Origin of the sequence: Richelia intracellularis HH01, assembly GCF_000350105.1 — a bacterium.
Classification (GTDB): domain Bacteria; phylum Cyanobacteriota; class Cyanobacteriia; order Cyanobacteriales; family Nostocaceae; genus Richelia; species Richelia intracellularis.
Genome location: NZ_CAIY01000080.1, coordinates 69412 through 94402 on the forward strand (window position 1 = coordinate 69412; position 24991 = coordinate 94402).

Consider the following 24991-nt stretch of genomic DNA (forward strand, 5'->3'; position numbering starts at 1 on the left):
GCAAATCTACACATTTCCTATTAGGTATAGACAATAAGGACAATTCTCAGGCTTTTGCCAACTTGAATAACCTCATTGCTAAATAAGCGCTGAAGTTTTTAGATGAATTGAATTAATTTAGAATTGCAAAAATTATAAATTAATATTTGAGTTGCGCTAAGACTACTTATTATTCCTATGAAAGGGCTAGATTGAAGGACATGTTGTTAGATTTGTAATAGTTTGACTTTTCATTTTTTTCTGCTTTCTGTGTATTTAATCACAACTTTTTAAAACTCCAAGTTCTTTTTGCATAGGTAAGACATCTAGAATATTTTTTTGAGCACAGTATCTAAGGTCTTCATTTCCAGCAAGTCCTAGTAAACGTTTACCATGACTGGCATGGTGCAATAGTTCAACCAAGTTATCTTGCCATTGAGTATATAGTGCAATTGCACTATATACTTCATCATTACCAGCAAGATTATTGACAGATAAATTACTTTGTTGCACTAAGCCATAAGCAACAGCACCAGCACAAGCAGTATCTTCCAAGGAAAAACTACCCTCCCAACCAGAACCAATAACCCATATTGTCTCTGGTTTATTCTTCAATAAGTATTTCACCACTGTACTGAGATTGACAAAAGCTGCAGTAATTAAGGTCTGAGACTTTTGTACCCGTTGTAACGCACGAGTGCCATTAGTAGTACTCATAAATAAACGTTTGTCTTTAACTCTTTCTGGAGTAAAATCAAGAGGAGAATTTCCCAGATCAAACCCAGGTATTTTTAAACCATTGCGTTCCCCAGCTCGTAGGAGTTTTTCAGGCATCCAATGCTTGCTAGTTTCAATTAGCAAGTCCAAATCATCAAATACCTGTATAGCCTCCCCTCCAGAGTCTAGGATTTTAGCTATAGTGGTTGTTGCCCTTAGTACATCAACTACGATGGCACATTCAGGTAGTTTTTCCGTAGGAGTTAATTCTGGGGTATGATAAATAAATATATTCACTTGCCAACTAAACTCAATCTAAAAATATAGTGCTGATGAGATAATATTCTACATACTTAGTGTCATTTCAGAGATCAATTGTCAGCAAACTACTAAGAAAACCCATGCAAAGAGAACTTGCATGGGGTTTAGAATTATTCTTTTGATTGAAAATTTTTTCTTTGTTCCCTTAATTTAGTTTTTCAGCATGTCACCTTTACCAGATTACCGTCCCAAACAATTATCTGTCGGCCCTCTAGAATCAGAAATCTTGCAAATAATTTGGAAACTGGGGGAAGTGACTGTTAAAGATGTACATGATTGCATCCTTAATGATCCCAGCCGAGAACTAGCATATGCCTCAGTGACTACTGTATTACGTCGTTTGACAGAAAAAGGTTGGCTTGTTTGTAATAAAAGTGGGAGAGCTTTCTATTGGCGACCTTTAGTAACAAAACGCCAGGCAGATATGATTAAGGCACATGAACAGTTGAAACAATTTCTAGCAGTAGGTAATCCAGATGTGGTTGCTGCTTTCGCGGATAGTATTGATGAGGCTGCAGGCGAACAAATACAAGCAATTGCCCAACGAATTCAGGCTGCCAGGAAAGCAAGAGAGGAAAACGAAGAATGCATCTGGTAATAATTTTAATTGCCTTTATCATAGCTTGCTGGGTTAGATGCCAATGGTATACACTTCAAGACTGCTGGACTGTCCGTTGGCAACGAGCGATGTTCTTATTTCTCTTTCCTCCTTTATTAATTTTTATGACAGCTATGGCTCTTACATGCATGGGGCCCCAGGGGAAAATGGGTGAATGGCAAGTTAGTTGTGCCAGTTATATAATGGCATTAAGTTTGTTATTATTATTTGTATTAAACTTTGCCCGTCTTACTTGGGGAGCCTGGGAAACACTGGTATCAGCACGTAAGTTAAACCAAGTTAGCTTAAATGGTATCCCCATCCATGTTTTATCTACCTCAGTCCCATTTGCTGGTGAGGTGGGATTTTGGCAGCCAACACTAGTAATTAGTCAAGGTCTAATAAATAGCCTATCTCCAGAACACTTACAAACTGTGATTGCCCATGAGCAGGGACATTGCCATTATCGGGATACATTTTGGTTTTTCTGGTTAGGTTGGACTCGTGAATGTACTCGATGGTTGCCTAATACTGAGTCTTTATGGCAGGAATTACTTATTTTAAGAGAAATACGGGCTGATGCCTATGCATCTTTGCAGGTAGACCCCCTCTTATTAGCAGAATCTTTACTGCTAGTAGTTAGTGATACTTCCATTACTGATAATATTGTCTGTGCAGCCCTAGGTACTTCTGGTAGTGATTGCTTAGAACAACGCATAGATGCTTTACTTGCTATGCAAAAACCACGGTATCAAATCAATTGGCAGTCATGGCAAAAATTCCTTTGGGCTCTTTTGCCTCTTGGAACAGTTATATTTCATACATAAATAATGAATTATATTTTTTATGGTTATTTATCTTTCCCTTTTAGATATCACTATTATGATAAACTACTGAGTAACTCTTGTAGTACATATATGCTCTTGAAATTAAAATATTAATTTTTGCCCCCAGCTTTTCTAGTAATAATATTAAGTCTATTATTTTTAATATTTATCCTAATAATTTTAGGTTTTTGATTGCTGTTGCTTCAATAGAGTAAAGTAAGATTCTGCGTGGTAAGTAGTACAACTCAATCAATAAATTTTGATGAATCTTAATAGCAGAAGATATTATTGTTCAACACCCCTCAATTAATCATTGAATATTTTCCTAGGTTACGTTTTAGCTATTCTTATTTGCAAGAATGTGAGTAAAACTTGGTTTCAATAAAAAATCCGTTGTTGCAGGATGAAACCTTCTTCATGCAAGTCTCCAACCTTAAAGGAATAGGTTTAAAAAATAACAATAAAGCAGAATAGAAAAATTCGTTGAAAGGTTTAATAAAATTGAGGAGATAATAGTTGATGGGGTCAAAGATTCCATTTAAAGTGATCACTACCTAGAAAAACAAAAATTGAATTCTTCTTACCCAACTTTAATGATCCTACCAACCTATAGGTAAATTAAATCGTTCTAATGTCTGCGAATCCTTCAATAATGGTTCAATATCTGCATTTATAAAAATAGAGCCTCCAGACATGACCAAAGCTTTTTTAGTCACTTTTCCCAACCAATTCAAGTCATGGGATGCAATCAACATAGCTTGAATTGGTAATTGTAATAAGATATGAGCCAGTCTGCGTCGCCATGCTGGATCTAATCCTGTAGTGGGTTCGTCTAGTATAAGAATATCAGGTTCTAGTGCTAAGATAGCAGCAAGAGCAGCTAGTCGCCTTTGCCCTCCAGATAATTCGTGTACGGAGCTGTTCGCATAGGATTCTAAACCAAAATCAATTAGTAGTTGTTGGGCTTTATTTATTGCTATGGCATGAGGAACCCCGTAATTACGAGGTCCAAAAGTTATATCTTCTATGACAGTAGGCATAAATAATTGGTCGTTGGCATCTTGGAATCCAAAACCAATGTGTCGGCGAATATGTAGTAGTGTTTTATGAGATACAGGAATATTCCGAATCCAAACTTGACCTTGTTGAGGTTGTTTCAAACCAATAATGTTCTCCAATAATGTACTTTTTCCTGAACCAGTAGCTCCCATTAAGGCAAAGCGATCACCAACATTTAAATTAAAAGAAATGTTTTTTAATACTGGTTGCTGCCTAGGATATGAATATGTTAGTTCTTCTACTTTGAGCACACTTTCTCTTGATTGAGATACTAAAAGTTGTGGGTTAGATGTTAGAGATTTCAAAATTCTACACTCAAAACAAGGAATTTAATCAAGATAGGAAGCAATGGTAATAACCATAGTAGTAGTAATCATGACTAAGACTACTAAACAATCTGAGGTTTTAAATGAAGAGTCCAAAGGAAAGTTACCCTGATAACCCTTTATTTCCATGGCTGAATATACCCTTTCAGCACGATTTAAACTTCTTAAGTAGAGACTACCAATCATGGCTGCATTGGTATAACGCAACCAACTATTAGCACCTCCTAAGCCCCTCATTTGGGCAGCTCGTTGCATTCGCTGCACTTCACCTACTAGTATCTCTATATACTGTCCTGCTAAGAGTAAAATTTCTTTAAATGCTACTGGTAATGGTAAACCTTTGAGGGCAATACCAAAACTATGAGGGGGTAATGTTAAGACAAAACTGTTCATAATCAGTAAACAAATTAAGGAACGAATTAATAAGAAACTTGCTTTTTCCCAACCCATAGGCAATACCAGGAATGTCAGAAAAATTAACTCTACCCCTAGTAATTTTATCAAATTCTCAATAGCAACCTGAAGCCCAATTACCCATAATAAAGATATAACAGCATACATACTTAGATAGAACCAATCACCATACTCTAAAAGGGCTGCTCCCACGACAGTAATTAAAGATAAATGCAAGCGCAGTGGAACGGAAAATTTAGGCATTTTTTGGTTTCACCATCTTTGCTAATCCAAATGCCACTATAAAGCAGAAGGTAGAACCTATCAAGCCGGTTATACTGGTTCCGATATTACCTAAACCCTTAATTCCGTAGTCTGCTAAAGGTGTGGGAATTATAATCTTCGCAGTATCTGCTAAATTTATAAATCCTAAGTCTTCAGATACTTTTTCCAAACCATCAGGCCATGCCGATACAAACAAAGATAATATTCCAGCAATTACAAAAATGCTAACAATTGGTGTGAGCCAACCTCGAAATACTTGCTGTTTACCCGGTAGCAAGTCAGGTCTAACGTTAATTAAATAAGCTATTATTCCCCCTGTAATTGTTCCTTCCCCTACTCCAATCAGAATATGAATTCCTGCCATTGCTGGCAGAACCAACTTAGCAGGAGCTGTTCCAGAAATTGCCAACTGAATAGCACAAGTGATAGCAGCTACAAATACACTCAAACCAGCTGCGATCCCTGCAGCTAAAGGCAAACTTTTCTGGGAGCCGCCAAACAATTTATGTAGTGTTTGAGCTAATAACCAACCAACCCAAACCCCAATTACTGCCATATTCAAAATATTTGCCCCCAAGGCAGTAATTCCACCATCAGCAAATAAAACTGCCTGAATAATCAAAACTGTAGCAATACTCAACATTCCAGCCCAAGGACTACCTAAAATAATTGCAGCCAAAGTTCCCCCTAACAAGTGACCACTAGTTCCTCCAAACACAGGAAAATTAATCATTTGTGCTGCAAAAATAAAAGCTGTGGTTAAACCTAGAAGAGGCGCATACCGTTTACCCAAATTGTTCCGTAATCGTTCTAAAGCAAGAGCCAAAGCAACTAAACTGGCTACAGCAGCAGCCCCTGCTACTGGCACAGAAAGAAAACTATCAGGTATATGCATTAATTTACCTCCAAATTTCATCTAGTTTTAGATATTTTCTTTCTGAAGTATAGCTATATTCTTAAGATTCATTTAAAACGAAAATTTTACTTATTCTACAATACCCTCTCAGAGTAATTAACCCCAACTTCATTAATAATCTTACGAAAATTTTTGTTTTATGAAATAAATTTATGTTTGTATTTGTTAAGAGTTCATTTATAAAGTAAATCTTTAGAAGTCAGTCAATAGAGCATGATGCGAGTTATAAAAATCAGCATGTATATTATCTCTAGTTATTTCGAGGGTAGTATATATAATTTTTGCCAAAGCAACAATACTGCTTAAATCAAGTAAATTATCTTTCCAGTTCTCAATATTTAGCTTAGGATATCGATTATTTTGTTCACAATATATTATTTGAACTTAAGCCTAAATCCCCAGTTAAAATTAGCCAAATAGTAAAGCTGAAATCATGTAATTGTAGTTATAATTAGCATATTTATAACTTCTAGCCACTTGGTTAATTCTGGATGTTCACTGAAATTCCTATTAAGGCTGATGTAGGGAAAAATCTTTCAATAACATATTTATTTTCCTATAAGGAGTTGAAGTATTAACTCAAGGCTGTTAACCTAGTTGTAGTATAGAATCGCCTTAATTTTACTGATTTTTAACTATCAACTCCACACACAATTACTTACCTTGAGCTAATCATTATTTAATGATTGTCTATCTATCATCTTCTAATTAAAGGGTTTTCCCGTTTTTTTATAATTACCATAAACTATTATGTTTAGGAAATACTTATAACAAGTACGTTTCGCTGATACCCTATCTATAAGCAAAATTGTACCTTATTACATGCTCTTCTCATGATAATTTAATGATTATTTATACTAAAACTAACTAGTTAAATTACTTATTGTCAGAACCTGCTATTTTACTGAGACACTCAAAATAGCTAGGATAATTTGATCAAGATATATTGCTAATTTTCAGGGCTACTATTCGCATAACTAAACCTAATTATTTATCTTTAGATTTGCTCCAATATGATTCATAGATCATATTAGAGCAAATGTGTTCACAAAGAAAAAGTGTAAATACTATTAATTCTATATAAATCACTTTTATAAGTTCACATTATTAGAAATATAGATATAAACAAAATATATTACCTTTTAAATTGCTGCTTGTCAAAATTAGTTGTGCCTAGTTATTAGGTTTTATCAGTGAGTGATTGATATGGATAACAAGTCAAAAAAGCAGAAAGTCCCATGGTAACTTATTAACAAGCCTGGATAATTATTATTTATAAATAATTTAATATAGATACCGCTCAATTTTATCAATGGGAAATATATTCTAAAAGACTTTGCTAATGTACTTTAGATGAGAACATGGTATCACTAGAATATAGACTAAAATCTATACAAGAAATCATTGGGTATTCTGATAGTCTTAAGAGAAGTATAATTCATGAAAGAAAAGATACATCTGCAAATAATTGGAATGATTATTCTAAAGCAGATTAGTTTTATTTTAGAGTAACTTAAGCTTAGATGAAGTTACTCTAAAATAAAACTCTATAAGCCTGAAAAATAACAGTAGTGATTTTGCCTAATTATATTCTGATTAGAGTTGATATAAGTTTCATTTGAACTCCAAATTCGTAGCATAATATCCTCACTCTAATCAAGATTCTGAAGGTCAAATGATTGAATCATAATATATTAAATCGGTGCTTTAGTATATTCTATTTATAGAGAAAGACTTAACACCATTTTAAATTCACTGATAATATAAAGTCGTAAATTTACTAATAAAATTTCTATAGTAATAGCTCAATTTGGAAGGAACTTAAAGATAATATTTAGTAATTTATAAACTGGGAAAGCTTGACTTTAAATAGCTTGTTATTGAGATAAGCTTCATTTGCTATTCCCCAATTTTAAAATTGCAAAAAGTTTGATTTAATCATGCTAAGATCTATACAGATTTTATGCTATTACTATCTAATACCACATTTTCATAAAGATTAGTTTAGAATACAATCAGACAAATTTTGAGTATCTAGTAGTAATTACAATTAAACAGACATTAATAATATTTATTACTGATGTTATAAAAACATAAATAATAATCTTTTTACCCTTTAATTATATGTATTCTTTTATTAAAGATAAATACTTTTAAATCAGATTTGGATGTTTTTCAATAGAATGGATAACAATTATTTTTATAAATTCTATAATATAGTTATTATTAACTTCTCAAGTAGTGATAGAGAATTTAGAAAATATCCAAGAAAAGCTTTAGTTAATTTATTCTATCAAGTATATGGATTTAAAACTTTAGGATAATAAATACTTCAATACATTGAAGAAGTGAAATTTATAAGTATTAAAGGTATTAGAAGTACTAATCAAAATAGTTGTATTAAGATACATTCATAAAAAATATGAACAAGATTATAAATTTTTGAATGGAGTCTCAATATAAATATAAAGTCCTCAAATTTATCCTAATATTACCTCACCTCATTTTTTTAAGTGTGGATAAGCAATATTAAATATTATTATAATCTAAGAAATATATAAGTAGAACTGCTCGGGTTACCTTCTGATTACTGCGCAATTTTATTGATTAATTAAGACTATTAAAAACTTGCTATATCAAAATTAATAGTATCATTTTGCTATAAATATATTGATAGAAAACTATTCAAATACTTTTTAAATAAATCTTCGATATAAAACTATTCCAGATTCTTTAAACTTTATTTTGTATAAAAGTAGATCTTTCTTTGAAATGATTCTATTTGTTGTGGGAGCATAACTAGTACTTTTACTGCGTTATGTTTTTTCTTGTAAAATTTTCATTTTATATCAATTATTTTCTGAGGATTTTTGACAATTTTCTTAGCTATTTAAGCTTCAAACAGCTAAGAAAATTGTTAATGTTTATAGACTCAATAGATGAGAATTTATATTGTTTAGGTTTACAAGTTAGTATTGGATCTAGATCTCAAAATTTTACATTACGGATTTATATATTTATATAAATCCGTAATGTAAAATGAAAAAGTTATTTAATTTATTACAAAATAAATTCTAGTAGATAGTCATTAGTTCTTAGGCTATATATAAATCCCACTTAATAAAAAAAAGATGAATATAACTTGCATTAAGCAGGTATAGAAAGATAATTTTCTATTTTTTTACTTTATCAAAATACTTCCAATATACTTAATTTTTATTGATGATAGATACATATCTATCATCAATAAAAATATTCAATTAAGCTTTTTATTTAATTTTATTAAGGTAATATTTAACCACACTATGCAAAGTTCTTCCGTAATTCTTCAAGTCTATATCTAAACTTCTTATGAAAATGAGTTTCTATTTAAACATCTTTTATCTGAGTGAATTGATGTTTTTGATTGATAAGACTAAGTAAATGGCATAAAAAGAGGTTAACATGACATTATAGCTTTTTGTAAATTATCTGAAATTTACAATTGGAAAACAACTATCTTTTAGCTTTGACGATGTCAATTGTTGCAATACTTAAACAGGACTATCAAAGATTTCCCACTAATCAAACTTACAGCATTTATGCTGATGATGTTTATTTTCAAGATCCATTAACTAAATTCCGTGGTATCAACCACTATAAAAAAATGATTTGGTTTATTCAGCAATGGTTCTTAAATCCAAAAATGGATGTTCATTATATCCAACAACAGGAGAACACAATTAAAACGGAATGGACACTGAGTTGGAATACTCCACTCCCCTGGGAACCCCGAATCTTTATCTCTGGCTCAAGTGAGTTACTTATTAGCCCCCAAAATGTTATCGTTTCTCATATTGATTACTGGTATTGTTCTCCCCTAAATGTACTTAAACAGCACCTATTTGCTGGTAAAAGTCAATAATGTAAATAAGTGTAAACAGTTATTGAGCAGGTAGATAATCACCAATGCGTGTAATTTTAATGACTGGGAAGGGTGGAGTTGGAAAAACTTCCGTTGCTGCTGCCACCGGTATGCGTTGTGCAGAACTGGGCTATCGTACACTTGTTTTAAGTACAGATCCTGCTCATTCCCTTGCAGATAGCTTTGATATGGAATTAGGACATGAGCCTAAACAAATCCGCCCTCAACTCTGGGGTGCGGAATTAGATGCCTTATTAGAGCTAGAAGGAAATTGGGGTAGTGTGAAACGTTATATCACTCAGGTTTTACAAGCAAGAGGCTTGGAAGCTGTGCAAGCAGAAGAATTGGCTATTCTTCCAGGTATGGACGAAATTTTTGGCTTGGTAAGGATGAAACGTCACTATGATGAGGGTGATTTTGACGTTTTAATTATTGACTCTGCCCCTACAGGGACAGCATTAAGGTTACTGAGCTTACCAGAGGTCGGTGGTTGGTATATGCGTCGCTTCTACAAGCCTTTTCAAAATATATCAGTTGCTCTTAGACCATTGGTAGAACCACTGTTTAAACCCATTGCCGGATTTTCATTACCCGATAAGGAAGTAATGGACGCCCCCTATGAATTCTACGAACAAATTGAGGCCCTGGAAAAAGTTCTTACAGATAATACTCAAACTTCTGTGCGCTTAATTACTAATCCTGAAAAGATGGTTATCAAGGAGTCCCTACGAGCCCATGCTTATTTGAGCTTATATAATGTTTCTACCGATTTAGTAGTAGCAAATCGAATTATTCCCGAAGAAGTTACAGACATATTCTTCCAACGTTGGAAAGAAAATCAAAAGCAATATCGTCAAGAAATTCATGACAACTTTCATCCACTACCAGTGAGGGAAGTACCTTTATTTCCCCAGGAAATGTGTGGAATAAAGGCCTTAGAAAGGTTGAAGGAAATTCTTTACAAAGATGATGATCCAGCTCAGGTTTTCTATAAGGAGAATACCATTCGTGTGGTGCAAGAAAATAATCAATATAGCTTGGAGTTGTATTTACCCGGTGTGCCTAAAAATCAGATTCAATTGAGTAAGAGTGGGGATGAATTGAATATTAGAATTGGCAATCATCGCCGTAATCTAGTCCTACCTCAGGCATTAGCTGCTTTACAACCTGACAGAGCAAAAATGGAGGAAGATTATTTGAAAATCCGTTTTTCGGAGAAGGGGAAAATTTAAATGTTATATTAAAATTCATACTCCCCACTTTCTATTTAGAGAAGTTGGGGGTGTGCATATCTCGTAGAGGAGAGTAAAGCATAGCTGGAATTGTTAGCTTACATAAAACTACTTTACATGCTTTGTTCCTAATACTCCTAATTACCATAGAAATACATGCTTCTCAGTCCGATAATAATCCTCAAGTTGTAACAGCAGACTCTAAATTTCTAAAGGTATTTCTGATTGTGGACTATTACTGATTTCACTTGATATATCTTGAGAAGTTGTACTAGATGTTTGTCGAATTAAAATTTCTTTATGGAGAGGAATAGCAGCAACAGAAATACCCTCTTTTATAAAGCGTTCCTGAATTAAACGGATATAATCCGCATGAACAGTCCAATAATCCTCTTTTGTTGTCCACCCGCTAATACTAACACTAATATAATATTTTTCTATTTGCCATACAAAAGTTGAGGGAGATGGACTTTGAAGAATTTTAGGATGGGATTTCATGATCTCTATTAATAACTGCTCGATATATTCCAAATTCTCACTAAATTCGACACGCAGCCAAATTTGTATTTTTCTATTCTTACTTTGAGTCAGTGTTTCAATCGTACCACCCCAGACTACATTGTTGGGAATATTAAAAATTTGACCTTGAAATCCTTTGATTTTTGTACTTGCTAGGTTAATAGAATCTACATAACCCCAAATACCATTGAGCTTTACCTCATCACCAATATCAAAAGGCTTATAGAGCATCATCATCAAACCACTGGCAAAGTTACTAATATTACTTTGCAGGGCAAATGCTAGTATGAAACTTGCACCTCCAAGCATTGATAGAATAGGGCTTAGGCTAACCTCTAATGCTGTTAGTGCAATCATAAAACCAACTGCAATCCCGCCACGTTTAACAAACAAAATAGCAAAACGGGATAACAAAACAGATATATTATCAATCCTATTAAGAAAAAGGTTGAGGATAATGGCAAGAATTTGAGAAACAATAATTGAGGTAAATATAATGCCCATAAATTGACTGAGATTTACAGCCCAGCGTAAACCACCTTCTTTAGATTTGAACCAAGTAATTAATCTAACTCCAATCCCATCAGTATCTTTTAATTCAAGTTCTATAATATTAATGGCTCTAATGTATTGCCTGTAGGGTTTGGGGTTACCTCCCTTAAGGTCTAGTTCATCTAAAATAATTTTGAATCGATCAACTATTGCAGTTTTCTCTGACTGTAATTCAGTCGCATTTATGACTAATTGATTCTTCAATTTGGTATCTTCATCTGTATTTTCCTCTAATTTTTCTGCTGCTTTTTCCAAAGTACTTTCTTTGTGTTGAAGATTATCTTTTTCATTTACAACATTTCCTAAATTGGGAATTTTGGTATTCTCTTTACTGGTTATTTCAGATTCCCCTATGGCTGAAATAACCTTTTGAAGAGATTCCTCTGCGGCCTCTAGTTCCCGATTTGCCTGTTCATATTCTAGTGATTCTAAAATAGATCGTTTTTGATTTAAGTGGTCGGATTCAAGGGCTTTGATTGCCATCTCTAGAGCATTAATTTTTTTAGTAACGTTATTATATGCTGGAGAGCCAACAACCATATTTCTTCGTTCTTGTTTTGCCTTTTCTATTTCACCTTTTTCCTTAGCCTTCTCTAATATATTACTCAAGGCTTTATCTTGTTGTATTTCCCTTTTTGCTTCTTTTGCTTCCTGAATTATAGATTCAGCTTTTCTCAAGTTCTCTTTAGCTGTTTCTACTCTTTCTTTTACATTTTCATACTCTTGTGAGCCTCGGATTGCAGACATTTTAGCTGATTCATTTTCTTTAAGGGAAGATTTAGCCCTTCTTAAGGCTCCAATAACTTTTTTCTCTTTATTGATAATCTTATTTTTGCGCTTAATGGTAATTTCTGTATCGCTGATTTGTCGAATTTTTTTCTTGAGTATCAGCAACCATTCTAATGATTCAGTTTGTAGTTCTTCTTTTGTAAGTGGTTTGACTAGTAACTTCAATTCTTCCAGAGGAATGGTTGGATCCTTAGTCGTAATGACATATTTCGAATTTCCAGTACTTGAAGAATTAAATTTTTCATAGGCAGTTTTTTTTACTTCCTCTGAATTTCCTTTTTCTGAGAAAGCACAGATAGCAAAAGCAAAAACTAAACCAGTTAGGATAGTAGCACGAACCCGACAGTACATCAATGTTTTTCTCCTTGTTTTTATTTAATAAATTTAATGCTAAAAAATGATAAATAAAACAAATAATTATTAGTAACATAGATTCTGAGAAATACACTTTATATTAATATGCAAGGCTAAGATATAACAACTTGAGTTTACTTAGAGTTTTAAGCTTTTACTGTTACATCTACTTTTATAAACCTATACAAAAAATAATGTATCTAATAATTAAAAGGTTCCATATTAAAATTATGGGGTATATACCTAATAATAAGCTATTGGTTAGTCAATTTTATTGACTTGTACAATAATTTGAAATCTTGGTAAAATACTTCAGCATTAAGGTTTAAATTATTTAACCTAATATAATTGTGAGATTTACTTCTATTATGCCAGAATAGAAGGTTCTCATCATCCAATAGTACTAAATTGTTGAGCAGAATTGATTAAGTAAGATTTATCCACCCCAATAAATCATTTCAATCTAGAAAGGATATTTGTACCAACTGTACATTGTCTCCTCAGCTTTTGATTTTTAGGCTTAATATTCTTGGGTAACTTATTATATTTAAATTTTTTTTACAAAATAGGATGAGAATATTGCCATCATGTTTCCCAAGTATAGTAAGCCCCCAATCCATTGAGATCTGAAATATTATTCAGTTAAATTTATTTGTATTATCTCTTATTAATCTGTGGAAATATTCATTATATAATTTTCCTAATTTTGGTCTATTGAAAATAAATACCACCTTCATTAATCTACTTCTGCTGAGTAGTTATAAGTATGTATTTACTCTATTTACCAGAAGGATATAGCTTTACATAAGGTGTTTAATTCTATAAGTTACGACTTACTAAAGCCCATTGAAATCCTAGACTATTATATCAAATACTGAAAGATACCTAAACTAAGTTGAATACACAAAATAGTTTTTACCAGCAATTGATTAACTAAGAATTCTATTCTAGTCCAAAATTAGGTAGATATAAATAAAATACTTATTATTTATAGATATTGTGGAATATCTAGCGTGTAATTTATCTAATAGAGACCAAAAATCCTTATCATTCAATGTATTTTTGCCAATGCAAGTTTCTCTTATTTGAACTAGCATTAAATTTGTGATATTTTTTTCATCTGAGTTTTAGCTTTCTATTATTTTATTCATATATTACACACAAATCAAAATAAATCAGTAAAAATCTTGATCATTTATCTATTTAAAATTTTAATAATATCCCGATATTTATAATTAAGTATTTTTCTTATATTTCCAGATACCATATATCGTCGGGGATATATGGTATCTGGAAATATATATGTTAACCTAATTATTTTATTTTTATTATCAGTTTTAATCCTATTTTTTTTACAAAGAAATTGATTTTTTAGCTACTGTAAATCGTTTATTAACCTCATCCCAATTTACCACATTCCACCAAGCCTCCAAATAATCTTTCCGCCGATTTTGGTAGTTTAAATAATAGGCATGTTCCCAGATGTCATTACCCATAATGGGATACTTACCCTCACTTAATGGACTATTTTGATTAGCTGTACTCATTACTTCTAGCTTGTCATTTTTATTTAAAACTAACCAAGTCCAACCACTGCCAAAGTGCTTGGCACCAGCTTGATTAAACTGTTTTTTAAAATTATTAAAATTACCAAAGTCCTTCTTTATAGCAGATGCAATCTCCTTGTTGGGTTCTCCTCCACCGTTAGGTTTCATAATTGTCCAGAACATAGTATGATTAAGATGGCCTCCACCATTATTGCAAACTATATTCTGAATATCTCTGGGTATATCGTCCAAATTCTTAAGTAAATCTTCTATACTCTGACTTTTCAGTTCTGGATGTTTAGTCAGAGCCGCATTAAGGTTTTTGACATAGGAGGCATGGTGTTTATCATGATGGAAACGCATTGTTTGTTCATCTATATACGGTTCCAGAGCTTCGTAGGGATAAGGTAAAGGAGGCAACTTAACTATATCCTCTGTTTTTTCTGCCATGGTTATACGTTCATTACTAGGAATGTTTTCTTCAGCTAAGGTATAACCATCTAAGGCAAAACTGCCTATGGTAGCTCCCAGAATAAATAAGAAATGCCGTCGATTAAGATTCATAAGTGTTTTACCTGAAAAATTTGTTTTCTATTCTTATTGTCGTAGATTGTAGACACAATTTATTCTTCATAACTCTTCAAGTAGAAATAACTAATTGCTGTAGATATAAAATGATTAGAAATAACAAAAGTATTTTATTTTGAATCTACAATGGAATATCTAAAACAATCATGATTAATGAGAATATAGTTACTTATAGTCCTTCCCATATAGTAGTACCAACCTATAAATGTTTTAACCGTTGCGGTTATTGTAACTTTCGTCAAGATGTAGAAAATAGTCCTGAGATGGATTTACAAACAGCTACTAATATTTTCCACAACTTGCAAAGCTTCAATATTTGTGAAATTCTCATTATCAGTGGAGAAACACATCGATCTTCGTCCGAGCGTCCGCAATGGTTCCAACGTATTTATAATCTGTGTGAACTGGCATTAAACATGGGATTTTTACCCCATACTAATGTTGGTATACTCAGTTTTGCAGAAATGCAGAGATTGAAACAGGTAAATGTATCTATGGGATTGATGCTAGAACAAATAACCCCTAAACTTGTACAGACAGTACATCGAAATGCACCTAGTAAATTGCCCTCACTGAGGTTAGAACAATTAAAGTGGGCAGGAGAATTACAAATACCCTTTACGACAGGATTACTTCTGGGAATTGGTGAGGTGGAAGATGATTGCTGGGATGCCTTAAAAGTCCTAGCAAAGCTTCATAAAAAGTATGGTCATATTCAAGAAGTAATTTTACAGCCTTATAGTCAGGGAAACAAACAAACCTGGCAAGGAGATACTTTTAATCCATATAAATTACCAGAAATTATTCATTGCTCAAGACAAATACTACCACCAGATATTACCATTCAAATCCCGCCAAATTTAGTGCGGGATAATGGATGGTTGATTGCTTGTTTAGAAGCTGGAGCTGGTGATTTTGGTGGTATTAGCCTTAAGGATGAGGTAAATCCGGATTATCCTCAAATTCGAGTTGAGGAGTTGCAAAAAATTTTGCAACTTTCCGGGTGGAATCTCATCCCAAGATTACCAGTATATCCTCAGTTTACAAACTGGCTGGTCCCAAATTTACAAGTAGCTGTCAGTAACTGGCAAAAATTTATCTCGGTTACTCAATAAACTTTTTATGTGATGTTAATTTAACATCGTGAAAAGTTTATTCAAGCCTTAAACAAATTTCTTATTTTTATCACCGTATTTATATCGCCCGAAGTTTCCTTTTTTCAAAAATATTAGCCTAAATATTTATTTAAGAAATCCTATATAATCCATAGCTGTTAATAATGTCTGAGTTTTTAAAAATCTTTGGCAATGTCATGAGCGATTTCAAATTGCTATAAAATAGCATAATTCACAAATGAGTTGAAAAGACTTTCAACTTTTCTTGATGGTTTTGCTCGATACGTGGAAGAATCACTATGTAAAGTTCTTTTCTTTTCTGCAGAGAATAAGTTTCTGTGGAATAAATCAAGATTCAAGTTGAAATTATGTCATTCCAAATTTTTAAGCTTATTTGATCCATTTACCAAATATCAAATTCCATAATTTTGGTAGCGGTCAGGATCCACTTAAGTATCAGAAATGACAAATGAACTTTGGTATTTTGCTTCTCTTAATGGTAGGTTTAAGTATGGCAAAATACCTTCATAAAAGATACCTAAGTGGATAAAATATATATTTCTATTCTTTTACTATTGAATTAATTTACTAATTTTTGTCTTTTTATGAGGGGTAGCGATGCTATAGTGCTATTCATTGATTTCAACTATCACCAAATCTACTTAAGTCATAATGTTACCGGGTGCACCTACTGTTATATCCTGAGAGAATTGGAATTGTTTACTATTAGCTCTTTTTCGGGTTGCTCTAATTAGAATTAATATATCCTTATTCTACTCTACTACTATCAAGTAATTATGAGTATGTACTTGCTATTTAGTGACACAATTAAATTTTTGTTTTCCTAGGTACCGATAAATTTAAATGGGGATTTAACTATATTTACTAAGGCTTATTACGATTTCTAACATGCTGGCTTGGATATAAACAAAACTCGGCATGTTGTTTTATCTAACTTGTTTGCCATAATCATAAATTATCTCTATGTTGATAATTTTATTAAATATGAACTGATCAATCCCGATCCTAATAGTTTTATTGATGCTCATCGTAGCCTTATGGACAAGGCTAACTCTTGGTGTAATCGGCAAGTAGCCATATTAAGTAAAAGTCAGCCAAAGGTAATTAGTAATAGCTGACATGATAACTAGTTACCAATTACCATTTTTACTATCATATTTTGTTTATTGTTTTTCAGCTTTATAAGTATAGAAGTTTTCGAAAGCTCCTACACTGTCAAAAGCATAAGCTGGGAGCAGGGAACTGAGTTTTAAGTTAGTCCTATACATGCTGAATAATACATAATTTTGCCTCTGGGTAGTAGCACTTATAAGATCCTTGATGTAAGGATTTGCCTTTTTTAGTAGGTATTCACAATCAAATTTGATGATACTCTGCAATAGATCTGGGTATTTATTACAAATATTAGCTTTTAAATACTTTGTCAGTTTAAGTGAGGCATACTGCTCATATTGAGGCTGGCTAGGATTAGTCTTTATCATAAATACACCCAAAACACCTAATCCTACAATTCCTGCACATATTATGCTCATTGAGGGTTTAATCATACTATCATTTTGAATTTACTTGCTTTTTGTAGAAGTCAGCTAAACTTACTTCCTCCTTACTAATAAAACTGGATCAAAAGTGACAAATTATGTTACACTTAACATAATGTGTGGCGAGCGTGGCCAAGTGGTTAAGGCAGAGGATTGTGGTTCCTCCACTCGTGGGTTCGAGTCCCATCGTTCGCCCTTAAAAGTATTTAGTTATATAAGTAGTGGATATTTTAAGTATGGCAAGGGAGAGTTGCAACTCCTCCGGCAGTTAGTCTTCTTATAAGAGATGCTTTACTTCACATTTCATTGCATATGTTTCCTAAGGTTAAAATTATCAACTTGGAAAGCATTGAAATTATAAAAAACTTACTAATTGAAATTGTGAGTATTATTGTCGATAAGAAAAACCACTTGTTTAGATTCATAATTGTGTTATTTAATTCAACAGAGAATTAAATGTTAATTGTTTCTTCTCCCTAATAACCGAGTTAACTTCCCACTAACTATTTGTTTTAGAAATCATGAGAATTTTTTACTAAACAGCAATAAATATTGCTACTAAATAAATATTAATTAACCAACTTAATTAATATTTATTTAGAATTAAAAAGAATTTTAGAAAAGCACTCTGTTATAATCGTTCATGTGTAACTAAAAATCATTTTTAACCATATATTTTCAGATAACCTACTCACTTTGCTGACAGCCAGAATCTCTTTCTATTCTCAATTATAATAATATATTCATTTTCTGAATTATTTATTTTTGATTTTTTTTTAGTACTATTTAAACTGGTCTCTATTAACGGTTTCATATAATTTTGCATAAACGCTCAGCCACTTTATTTATGGAAAAGGGTTACACTACCTAGCTGAAGAAATAATTAGCATCTGGGAATTGGTCTTCTGATTTTCGTTGACTAACTATACTTATTTAATGCAGCCTATATTATTTTAGGTTAGGTTACTGTTTTCTATGATGGTAAGCTATTCTGACAAGAATTATCGCACTTTTTCTATGGTTGACAATTCAGAGAGTACTGTTACTTTCATAAATCAGCTAATTCTTTTTCTCAAAAGAATAGTTGAGGATTTCTGTATTGTTAGTTTTCATGGTTCCTCTCACTTTCTAATTTGTTTCTAATAATTAACTTCTATCTTACTTACTGTAATCTTTGGAGTTCTGCAGAATATTAAGTGCAAACATTTATCATAGAAATTCTACTGTGGTAGGTTTCCTACACCAAATCAGGGTCTATGAAAATCCCTAATATTCTAGGAGTATCAACTTGTTCCAAATGTAAAAACTTTCTTTCCAGTATTCTTCCATACCAGCAATTATTCAGTATTTACTCCACTTTTACTGAGTACATAGTTGAAGTTATGATTTCAATGGCATTGATAATAAATGAGCTTACTTTTCATCTACAATATTGGAGACTATAAAAATGGCACGTTTGGCGCTTCTAAGCGTATATAACAAGACTGGCTTAGTTGAACTAGCGAAAAGTTTGGTAGTAGAATTTGGTTTTGATTTGATCAGCAGTGAGGGTACAGCAAAAACATTAGAAAATGCTGGATTAAAAGTACTAAAAGTATCTGATTATACTGGCTTTCCAGAGATTTTAGGGGGTAGAGTTAAAACATTACACCCTCAGATTCATGGAGGGATTTTAGCAAGATCCAATATGGAAGAAGATATTACTGATTTAGCCAATCATCAAATCCATCCTATAGATTTAGTTGTAGTTAATTTATACCCTTTTGAACAAACCATTGCTAAACCAGGAGTAACTATGGCTGAAGCCATAGAGAATATTGATATTGGTGGTCCAGCAATGTTAAGGGCTGCATCAAAAAACTATGCTCACGTAACAGTTTTGTGTGATGTAGAGCAATATAAACCATATTTAGAAGAATTGCGGCAAAATAATGGACATCCATCGCTTGAGTTCCAACGACAGTGCGCTTTTAAAGGATTTTTGCAAACTTCAGCTTACGATTCCGCGGTTGCTAACTTTCTGAGGCAGCAGTCAACAATATTACCACATTGGAAAACCATGGGGGTTTACTTAAAAACCCTACGTTACGGAGAAAATCCCCATCAAAGTGCAGCTTGGTATCAAAGCGGGACTTACTCGACAGGATGGTCTGGAGCTACTCAATTACAGGGAAAGGAACTGAGCTATAATAATCTTGTAGATCTGGAAGCAGCACGGTGTATAATTGCCGAATTTACAGACCCGGCTGTAGCAATATTAAAACATACTAATCCCTGCGGTGTGGGTGTAAGTAACACCTTATTATCTGCCTATTGCAAGGCTTTTGCTGCGGATCCAATTTCTGCTTTTGGTGGTATTGTTGCCTTAAACCACCCTATTAAAGCAGATGTAGCCACTGAGTTAACTAAAACATTTTTAGAATGTGTTGTTGCTCCTGGTTGCGATGATGCAGCAAAAGAGATTATTTCTAATAAGTCTAAATTACGCCTGTTAGTTCTACCAGACTTTATTAGTAGTCCTAAGGAAAAAGTAAAAATTATTGCCGGTGGTTTTTTGGTACAAGACAATGACAATATAGTTATGGATACTAGTAAATGGCAGGTAGCTACTGAGAAAAAACCTACAGATGAACAATTAGTGGAACTACTATTCGCATGGAAAGTCTGCAAACATGTAAAATCTAATGCTATCGTTGTTGCAAATAATCGTACAACTTTGGGTATTGGTGTGGGACAAATGAATCGTGTTGGTTCTGTAAAGATTGCTTTAGAACAAGCAGGAGAAAGAGCCCAGGGAGGTTATCTTGCCAGTGATGGTTTTTTCCCATTTGACGATTCAGTAAGAATGTCCGCGGCTGCTGGGATTAAAGCAATTATCCAACCAGGGGGAAGTCTGCGGGATAAAGACTCAATTAAAGTAGCTAATGAATTAAATTTAGTTATGATACTAACAGGAGTACGTCATTTTTTACATTAACTACTTTACAGATTTATAATATTTAAAAAACTAAGAATTCCCTAATTTAATTTAGCCCTTTCAAGTACTTGAGAGTATATTTTTTTGTTTTGCACTATGGTTTTCCAAAAATTGCAAGAATTAGATGGGATTATTAACTTTATCCACATGAGTGTGAGAGAGCTAGCAAAATGCTAAATTAGTTATTTGCAAACTTTTTTATTGGCATTCTGAATAATGTCATATTTTTACTTCAAGTATGCTCTCAACTAAATTTAATCTATACATCTAGTAATAATATTTAAAGCTAACCATTTATATCAAAAATATCTATAATGAATCAAGTATTAATCAAGCATTTAGACAGGGAGATAATATTAAAATAATTTATTCTGGGATTGAATAACAGAGTTTTATTAATGTTCGTAAGAACATATTATTAGCAAGTAAAATATGCCTATTGCTATTCATAGATAACACAAAAAATTGCTAATAAAAATTCTTATTCAATTTGTTTATTGCTTATACAAGTCGCTTTTAATTTAATACCTCAATAAATTTTGGAGTTTTACCATCTTAGTTGTAAGATTTGCCTTTTTACTTTGATTTTATCAAAAAAATATATGTATCTTAGTATTTTTTATAATTTTTATACATACTTAGAATGTAACTGCTGAGGTAATTCATAAATTTGTATATATAAACACAGCAGTTTGTACAGTTGTAGATAAGTAAAAGTATTGCTTCTTTAAGGTTTAAGATTTTAATAAAAATCTAATGAATCTATTTAATTTAAAATTAAAATATAGAGTGATGATAATTTTATTTCTAGGTAATCATCAAAATCCATGGGTTGTACAACTTTTATCTACTATGTAGCTACTACTTTTCTCTATAGAAGGAGGAAAATTATGCAAAACGTGGAAGTAGCAAAATCTTGACTCAAAGGATTTTAATATCTTCATGTCAATTCTTTTCGACCATTTATCCTGTATTTCAATTCAAATAATCTAAAAAGCTAAAAGTGATAATTTAATACTACTCTTAAAGTTATTCTGCTGTGCTAGAGCTTTTAAAGCTCCATTAGATGTGGCATTTTGATGGATATAGGGTGTTATTATCTACCAAAATTTATTTGTTGTTTTTTAATGCCAAACTTTACGTGGATATAAGGGCTAAAATGCTGAGTTTATCTGTGAAAAATTTAACTGGCTTTACATTATCCTTAACCACATTATGATAGGGGTTTAATCATATAGTCAAACCCTTGTGAATGTAATCAATGATTTTTTGTTGTTTTGCATTAGGTTGGAGATTTGCCATCCTGCTTTGTATAGACTTCATTTTATAAATAATGAAGTCTGATGTACTGTATACTAGTCTCTTATTGACTTATGATTTATTTAAAAATACTTTCTAAATTGACTATTCACTAATTCAAATTTTGGTTTATGGTTGAATTAACTTTTTAGATATATTCAATTAGAAATAGTCTTAGGTATCAGTTAAATACCATCGGCAAAATACTTATAAGCTGTATAAGCAAAAGTAATAACTCCAGTCATAATTGCTGATTCGTCAATATCAAAGAAAGGATGATGTAAGGGATAATTTGTTCTTTTATCTTTAAAACCTACTCCTAAACGAAACATAGAGCCGGGTACATGTTCCAAATATATAGAAAAATCCTCTGCACCCATAGATGGTTCTGATAATACTTGTACTAAATCTATACCCCAAGCTTCTTCAGCAGCTGATTGTAAGATTTGGGTAATAGTATAATCATTTTTTACAGAAGGGATACCTTGACGGTAATTCACATGAAATTTTGCACCATAAGATTTACAAGTATTAGCAACAATTTGTTCAATCCAATTTGGCAATTGAGCACGGGTTTCTGGATGTATTGACCGTACAGTCCCTAAAAGTTTTACATGGTCAGCAATCAAATTTGGTGCTTTTCCTCCCTCAATTTTACCAATACTTAAAACAACTGGATGCAAGGGATTCTGGGTACGACTAATTGCCTGCTGCAAATTAGTAATTACCTGAGAGGCAATCCAAATTGCATCAATAGCCTCATGAGGACGAGCCCCATGCCCCGACTCACCAATAATTATGATTTCTAAATCATCTGCTGCCGCGGTTAGTACACCATAACGCACACCTATTGATCCTGCAGGTATAGAAGGCATAGCATGGAGACTTAGTATAGCATTCAAATTGTTCATTGCTCCATCCTTAACCATCCAATTAGCTCCCTGTGCAATTTCCTCTGCTGGCTGAAATAAGAAGCGCACTTTTCCAGGTAAGTCTTCTAAAAGTTGTGAAAGAACCATTGCTGTTCCTAAACCAATTGTGGTATGGACATCATGTCCACAAGCATGCATAGTGCCTGTTTGCCGTGAACTAAACTCTAGTCCAGTACACTCTTGAACTGGCAAGGCATCCATATCAGTACGAATACCTAAAATCCGATTATCTCTACCATTACCCTTGATCTCTCCAATTACACCAGTCTTGCCAATTCCTTCTACTGCATAGATCCCACAAGAAGACAATACACCGGAAACAAAAGTAGATGTTTGGTACTCTTGTCCACTGAGTTCTGGATATGCATGAATATGGCGGCGAATTTCAATAAGTCTTGGCGCTATTTGGGCTGCGATGTTCTTAATACGTTTGAGCATTGACAGATTGATCTAAATTTTTTCTTATCTCATAATAAGAAATTGTTACATAATTTATAGATTTATCTTGCTATCATTCGATAGTTTATATTAGATTCATCATTTATGATAATTTTATAGGTTAATAGTTGGGGTTAGTTTATTCTAAGTAAAGCCATATTATTACTTGTAATAATATGGCTTTTTATTGTTTGATTGCATAAATGTGGTTAATATTATGAGTATATTCAATTATGATTACTAGTATTTTTTATAAGTTTAACTAGCTTACAATTGAGCAAATGAGTTTTACTCACTGCTGGCATAGCGTTCTTCATGAGCTCTTCAATAGACTACCTAGAACAACTACAAGAGTATGAAAGGGTGAGAATAACTCACCTAAATAATAAAAAAATCAGACGTATTTCACTTTACTTATTAGGCTGAGGAGTGTTACCTAGGTTGGGTCTGATTTACAGAAAGCCGGAGAATTTATGTTTCAATTCTTTGATATCTTTTAGAGCCAGTACAATTACGTAATTATAACCATTTTGCCAGTTTGCTAGTGTGGTAACACTGTATTTATATGTTAATTGGAAAGAATTAATCTCACGTAAATTTTATTAAAGTTTCGTCCAGTATTAGGAGGATTAAGTTAAAGTCAGACGTAGCTTTTTATTATGATAGATTATGAATAATGTTTTTAATATCACTTTATTATCAGCACTAGGGTAAACTATATCATATAATTCAGAAAACTTTTAATCTGGAAGTGCTAGAATTGGATAATTAAATTTTGTATCTTGGGTTTCCTCAACATCACTTATCTATCCAGTATGAGACTGCACATTATCAACACTGGTGGCAATACACTTAACATTAGGCTTTTCAAGCTCCGGTGTGAATTTGGCAACAGTGACCAATTAATTGTCCAAATGGTTATATTACGAGGGATTTGAGAACATTACTATATAGTCTTTATAAACCCAATTATAAAGATTAATGTCACCCTTACTAGAGACTTGGGTAGAATTAGGTACTGTATTACCTAAATTTAGAGCTATTTCTATATATTATCTTTGAGTTTTAAAACATACTTATTTTACTTCGGAAGTATTAAATAAAATACTAATTTTCAGTTTTGAAACAGATAAATTAAGCTGTTAATTACACTTTTACTATTTCCAATTTTAGCCTTATATTTCTCTGTTTAGTTCCTTTCATCAATGTTAACTTCTGAAAAGAGGTTATAATTTTCTGTATAACTAATATATAATTGGTTTGATCTTTCTACTTTAAAATGTTTATCCTAAATTTTATAATATAGAGTGAATCTAAGTTAATACAAATATTTGATATGAATATTTTGGAGTTTTTAGAGCACATCCAAATTTATTACCATGTTTAGGAATTTAGCTACCAGATTTGATTGCTAGACTTGAAGGTTATATTCTGGTTTCTAAACAGATTACTCTTGTTTTAAACATATTGCAGGTATATGAGTCATGAATAAACCTCAATATGCTGACTTAAATTATCATTTCAAATAACTGCACTCAACTATAGTATATATTTTTAATTATATTGAATATAAAATACCAAATAATTATTAAGTGTACTTATATAATTCCATCTCTTTAATTTTGTTAAAGTGGAAAATTTTAGCAACTTCCTACTCAACTGTTGTTTTGCATAATTGCTTTTGATAATTTTCTATATCAAATGAACTTTTATAAATTTTACACAAAAAAGTTTGATCAAAAATCAAACCCGATACCTTTAGTTT

Annotated in this window: 14 protein-coding genes and 1 tRNA gene; 7 read left to right on the forward strand and 8 right to left on the reverse strand. The window is 32.3% G+C overall.

Annotated features, from left to right (window positions below; genetic code table 11):
* Window positions 1–255 precede the first annotated feature (255 nt).
* On the reverse strand, window positions 256–993 hold the full coding sequence (locus tag RINTHH_RS08680) for a 2-phosphosulfolactate phosphatase family protein (protein ID WP_008235520.1): 738 nt from the start codon (window positions 991–993) through the stop codon (window positions 256–258).
* 187 nt (window positions 994–1180) lie between these two features.
* Between RINTHH_RS08680 and RINTHH_RS08685 the strand changes: the two genes are divergently transcribed.
* Complete coding sequence (locus RINTHH_RS08685; protein ID WP_008230983.1) at window positions 1181–1615, forward strand: BlaI/MecI/CopY family transcriptional regulator; 435 nt, start codon at window positions 1181–1183, stop codon at window positions 1613–1615.
* A complete protein-coding gene (locus RINTHH_RS08690) occupies window positions 1603–2442 on the forward strand; it encodes a M56 family metallopeptidase (RefSeq protein ID WP_008235524.1) in 840 nt (279 codons plus the stop codon). Before RINTHH_RS08685 ends, RINTHH_RS08690 begins: the two co-directional genes overlap by 13 nt.
* A 599-nt stretch (window positions 2443–3041) precedes the next feature.
* On the opposite strand, the gene RINTHH_RS08695 is transcribed toward RINTHH_RS08690, so the two are convergent.
* The 3 genes from RINTHH_RS08695 to RINTHH_RS08705 are packed head-to-tail and all read right to left on the reverse strand — an operon-like array spanning window position 3042 to window position 5400.
* Window positions 3042–3806: an energy-coupling factor ABC transporter ATP-binding protein gene (locus tag RINTHH_RS08695; RefSeq protein WP_008235527.1), complete on the reverse strand. Its 765-nt coding sequence runs from the start codon at window positions 3804–3806 to the stop codon at window positions 3042–3044.
* A gap of 24 nt (window positions 3807–3830) precedes the next feature.
* Complete coding sequence (locus RINTHH_RS08700) at window positions 3831–4484, reverse strand: energy-coupling factor transporter transmembrane component T family protein (protein ID WP_008235529.1); 654 nt, start codon at window positions 4482–4484, stop codon at window positions 3831–3833.
* Window positions 4477–5400, reverse strand: a complete 924-nt coding sequence (locus tag RINTHH_RS08705) for an energy-coupling factor ABC transporter permease (RefSeq protein WP_008235531.1) — start codon at window positions 5398–5400, stop codon at window positions 4477–4479. Before RINTHH_RS08705 ends, RINTHH_RS08700 begins: the two co-directional genes overlap by 8 nt.
* A 3535-nt stretch (window positions 5401–8935) precedes the next feature.
* On the opposite strand from RINTHH_RS08705, the gene RINTHH_RS08710 reads away from it, so the two are divergent.
* Window positions 8936–9325 (forward strand): DUF2358 domain-containing protein, encoded by a 390-nt coding sequence (locus RINTHH_RS08710; protein WP_008235533.1) that lies wholly within the window; start codon window positions 8936–8938, stop codon window positions 9323–9325.
* A 44-nt stretch (window positions 9326–9369) separates the two neighbouring features.
* Window positions 9370–10557, forward strand: coding sequence for a TRC40/GET3/ArsA family transport-energizing ATPase (locus RINTHH_RS08715; RefSeq protein ID WP_008235535.1), 1188 nt, complete (start codon window positions 9370–9372; stop codon window positions 10555–10557).
* Between the two features lie 201 nt (window positions 10558–10758).
* On the opposite strand, the gene RINTHH_RS08720 is transcribed toward RINTHH_RS08715, so the two are convergent.
* Window positions 10759–12768 (reverse strand): mechanosensitive ion channel family protein, encoded by a 2010-nt coding sequence (locus RINTHH_RS08720; RefSeq protein ID WP_008235537.1) that lies wholly within the window; start codon window positions 12766–12768, stop codon window positions 10759–10761.
* A 1355-nt stretch (window positions 12769–14123) separates the two neighbouring features.
* Window positions 14124–14882, reverse strand: coding sequence for a superoxide dismutase (locus RINTHH_RS08725; RefSeq protein WP_008235539.1), 759 nt, complete (start codon window positions 14880–14882; stop codon window positions 14124–14126).
* A gap of 170 nt (window positions 14883–15052) precedes the next feature.
* Here RINTHH_RS08725 and cofG point away from each other — a divergent pair, with 170 nt between their 5' ends.
* Window positions 15053–16021 carry a 7,8-didemethyl-8-hydroxy-5-deazariboflavin synthase subunit CofG gene (gene cofG, locus RINTHH_RS08730; RefSeq protein WP_008235540.1) on the forward strand — a complete coding sequence of 323 codons (969 nt, stop codon included), beginning with the start codon at window positions 15053–15055 and terminating at the stop codon, window positions 16019–16021.
* Between the two features lie 1184 nt (window positions 16022–17205).
* Here cofG and RINTHH_RS08735 read toward each other — a convergent pair.
* The gene (locus tag RINTHH_RS08735) at window positions 17206–17589 is read right to left on the reverse strand and encodes a DUF4359 domain-containing protein (RefSeq protein ID WP_231291181.1); all 384 of its coding nucleotides are present in this window, start codon (window positions 17587–17589) and stop codon (window positions 17206–17208) included.
* A gap of 113 nt (window positions 17590–17702) precedes the next feature.
* On the opposite strand from RINTHH_RS08735, the gene RINTHH_RS08740 reads away from it, so the two are divergent.
* Window positions 17703–17775 (forward strand) — tRNA-His (locus RINTHH_RS08740).
* Window positions 17776–19027: 1252 nt separating this feature from the next.
* Window positions 19028–20557: a bifunctional phosphoribosylaminoimidazolecarboxamide formyltransferase/IMP cyclohydrolase gene (gene purH, locus RINTHH_RS08745; protein WP_008235541.1), complete on the forward strand. Its 1530-nt coding sequence runs from the start codon at window positions 19028–19030 to the stop codon at window positions 20555–20557.
* Between the two features lie 1484 nt (window positions 20558–22041).
* Here the strand turns inward: purH and RINTHH_RS08750 are convergent.
* Window positions 22042–23226, reverse strand: a complete 1185-nt coding sequence (locus RINTHH_RS08750; protein ID WP_008235542.1) for a M20 family metallopeptidase — start codon at window positions 23224–23226, stop codon at window positions 22042–22044.
* Window positions 23227–24991: the final 1765 nt, after the last annotated feature.

Coding starts and splice junctions, on each gene's coding strand:
- RINTHH_RS08685 (WP_008230983.1), top strand. CDS start 1,181: ATGTCACCTTTACCAGATTACCGTCCCAAACAATTATCTGTCGGCCCT.
- RINTHH_RS08690 (WP_008235524.1), top strand. CDS start 1,603: ATGCATCTGGTAATAATTTTAATTGCCTTTATCATAGCTTGCTGGGTT.
- RINTHH_RS08700 (WP_008235529.1), bottom strand. CDS start 4,484: ATGCCTAAATTTTCCGTTCCACTGCGCTTGCATTTATCTTTAATTACT.
- RINTHH_RS08705 (WP_008235531.1), bottom strand. CDS start 5,400: ATGCATATACCTGATAGTTTTCTTTCTGTGCCAGTAGCAGGGGCTGCT.
- RINTHH_RS08710 (WP_008235533.1), top strand. CDS start 8,936: ATGTCAATTGTTGCAATACTTAAACAGGACTATCAAAGATTTCCCACT.
- RINTHH_RS08715 (WP_008235535.1), top strand. CDS start 9,370: ATGCGTGTAATTTTAATGACTGGGAAGGGTGGAGTTGGAAAAACTTCC.
- RINTHH_RS08720 (WP_008235537.1), bottom strand. CDS start 12,768: ATGTACTGTCGGGTTCGTGCTACTATCCTAACTGGTTTAGTTTTTGCT.
- RINTHH_RS08725 (WP_008235539.1), bottom strand. CDS start 14,882: ATGAATCTTAATCGACGGCATTTCTTATTTATTCTGGGAGCTACCATA.
- cofG (WP_008235540.1), top strand. CDS start 15,053: ATGATTAATGAGAATATAGTTACTTATAGTCCTTCCCATATAGTAGTA.
- RINTHH_RS08735 (WP_231291181.1), bottom strand. CDS start 17,589: ATGATTAAACCCTCAATGAGCATAATATGTGCAGGAATTGTAGGATTA.
- purH (WP_008235541.1), top strand. CDS start 19,028: ATGGCACGTTTGGCGCTTCTAAGCGTATATAACAAGACTGGCTTAGTT.
- RINTHH_RS08750 (WP_008235542.1), bottom strand. CDS start 23,226: ATGCTCAAACGTATTAAGAACATCGCAGCCCAAATAGCGCCAAGACTT.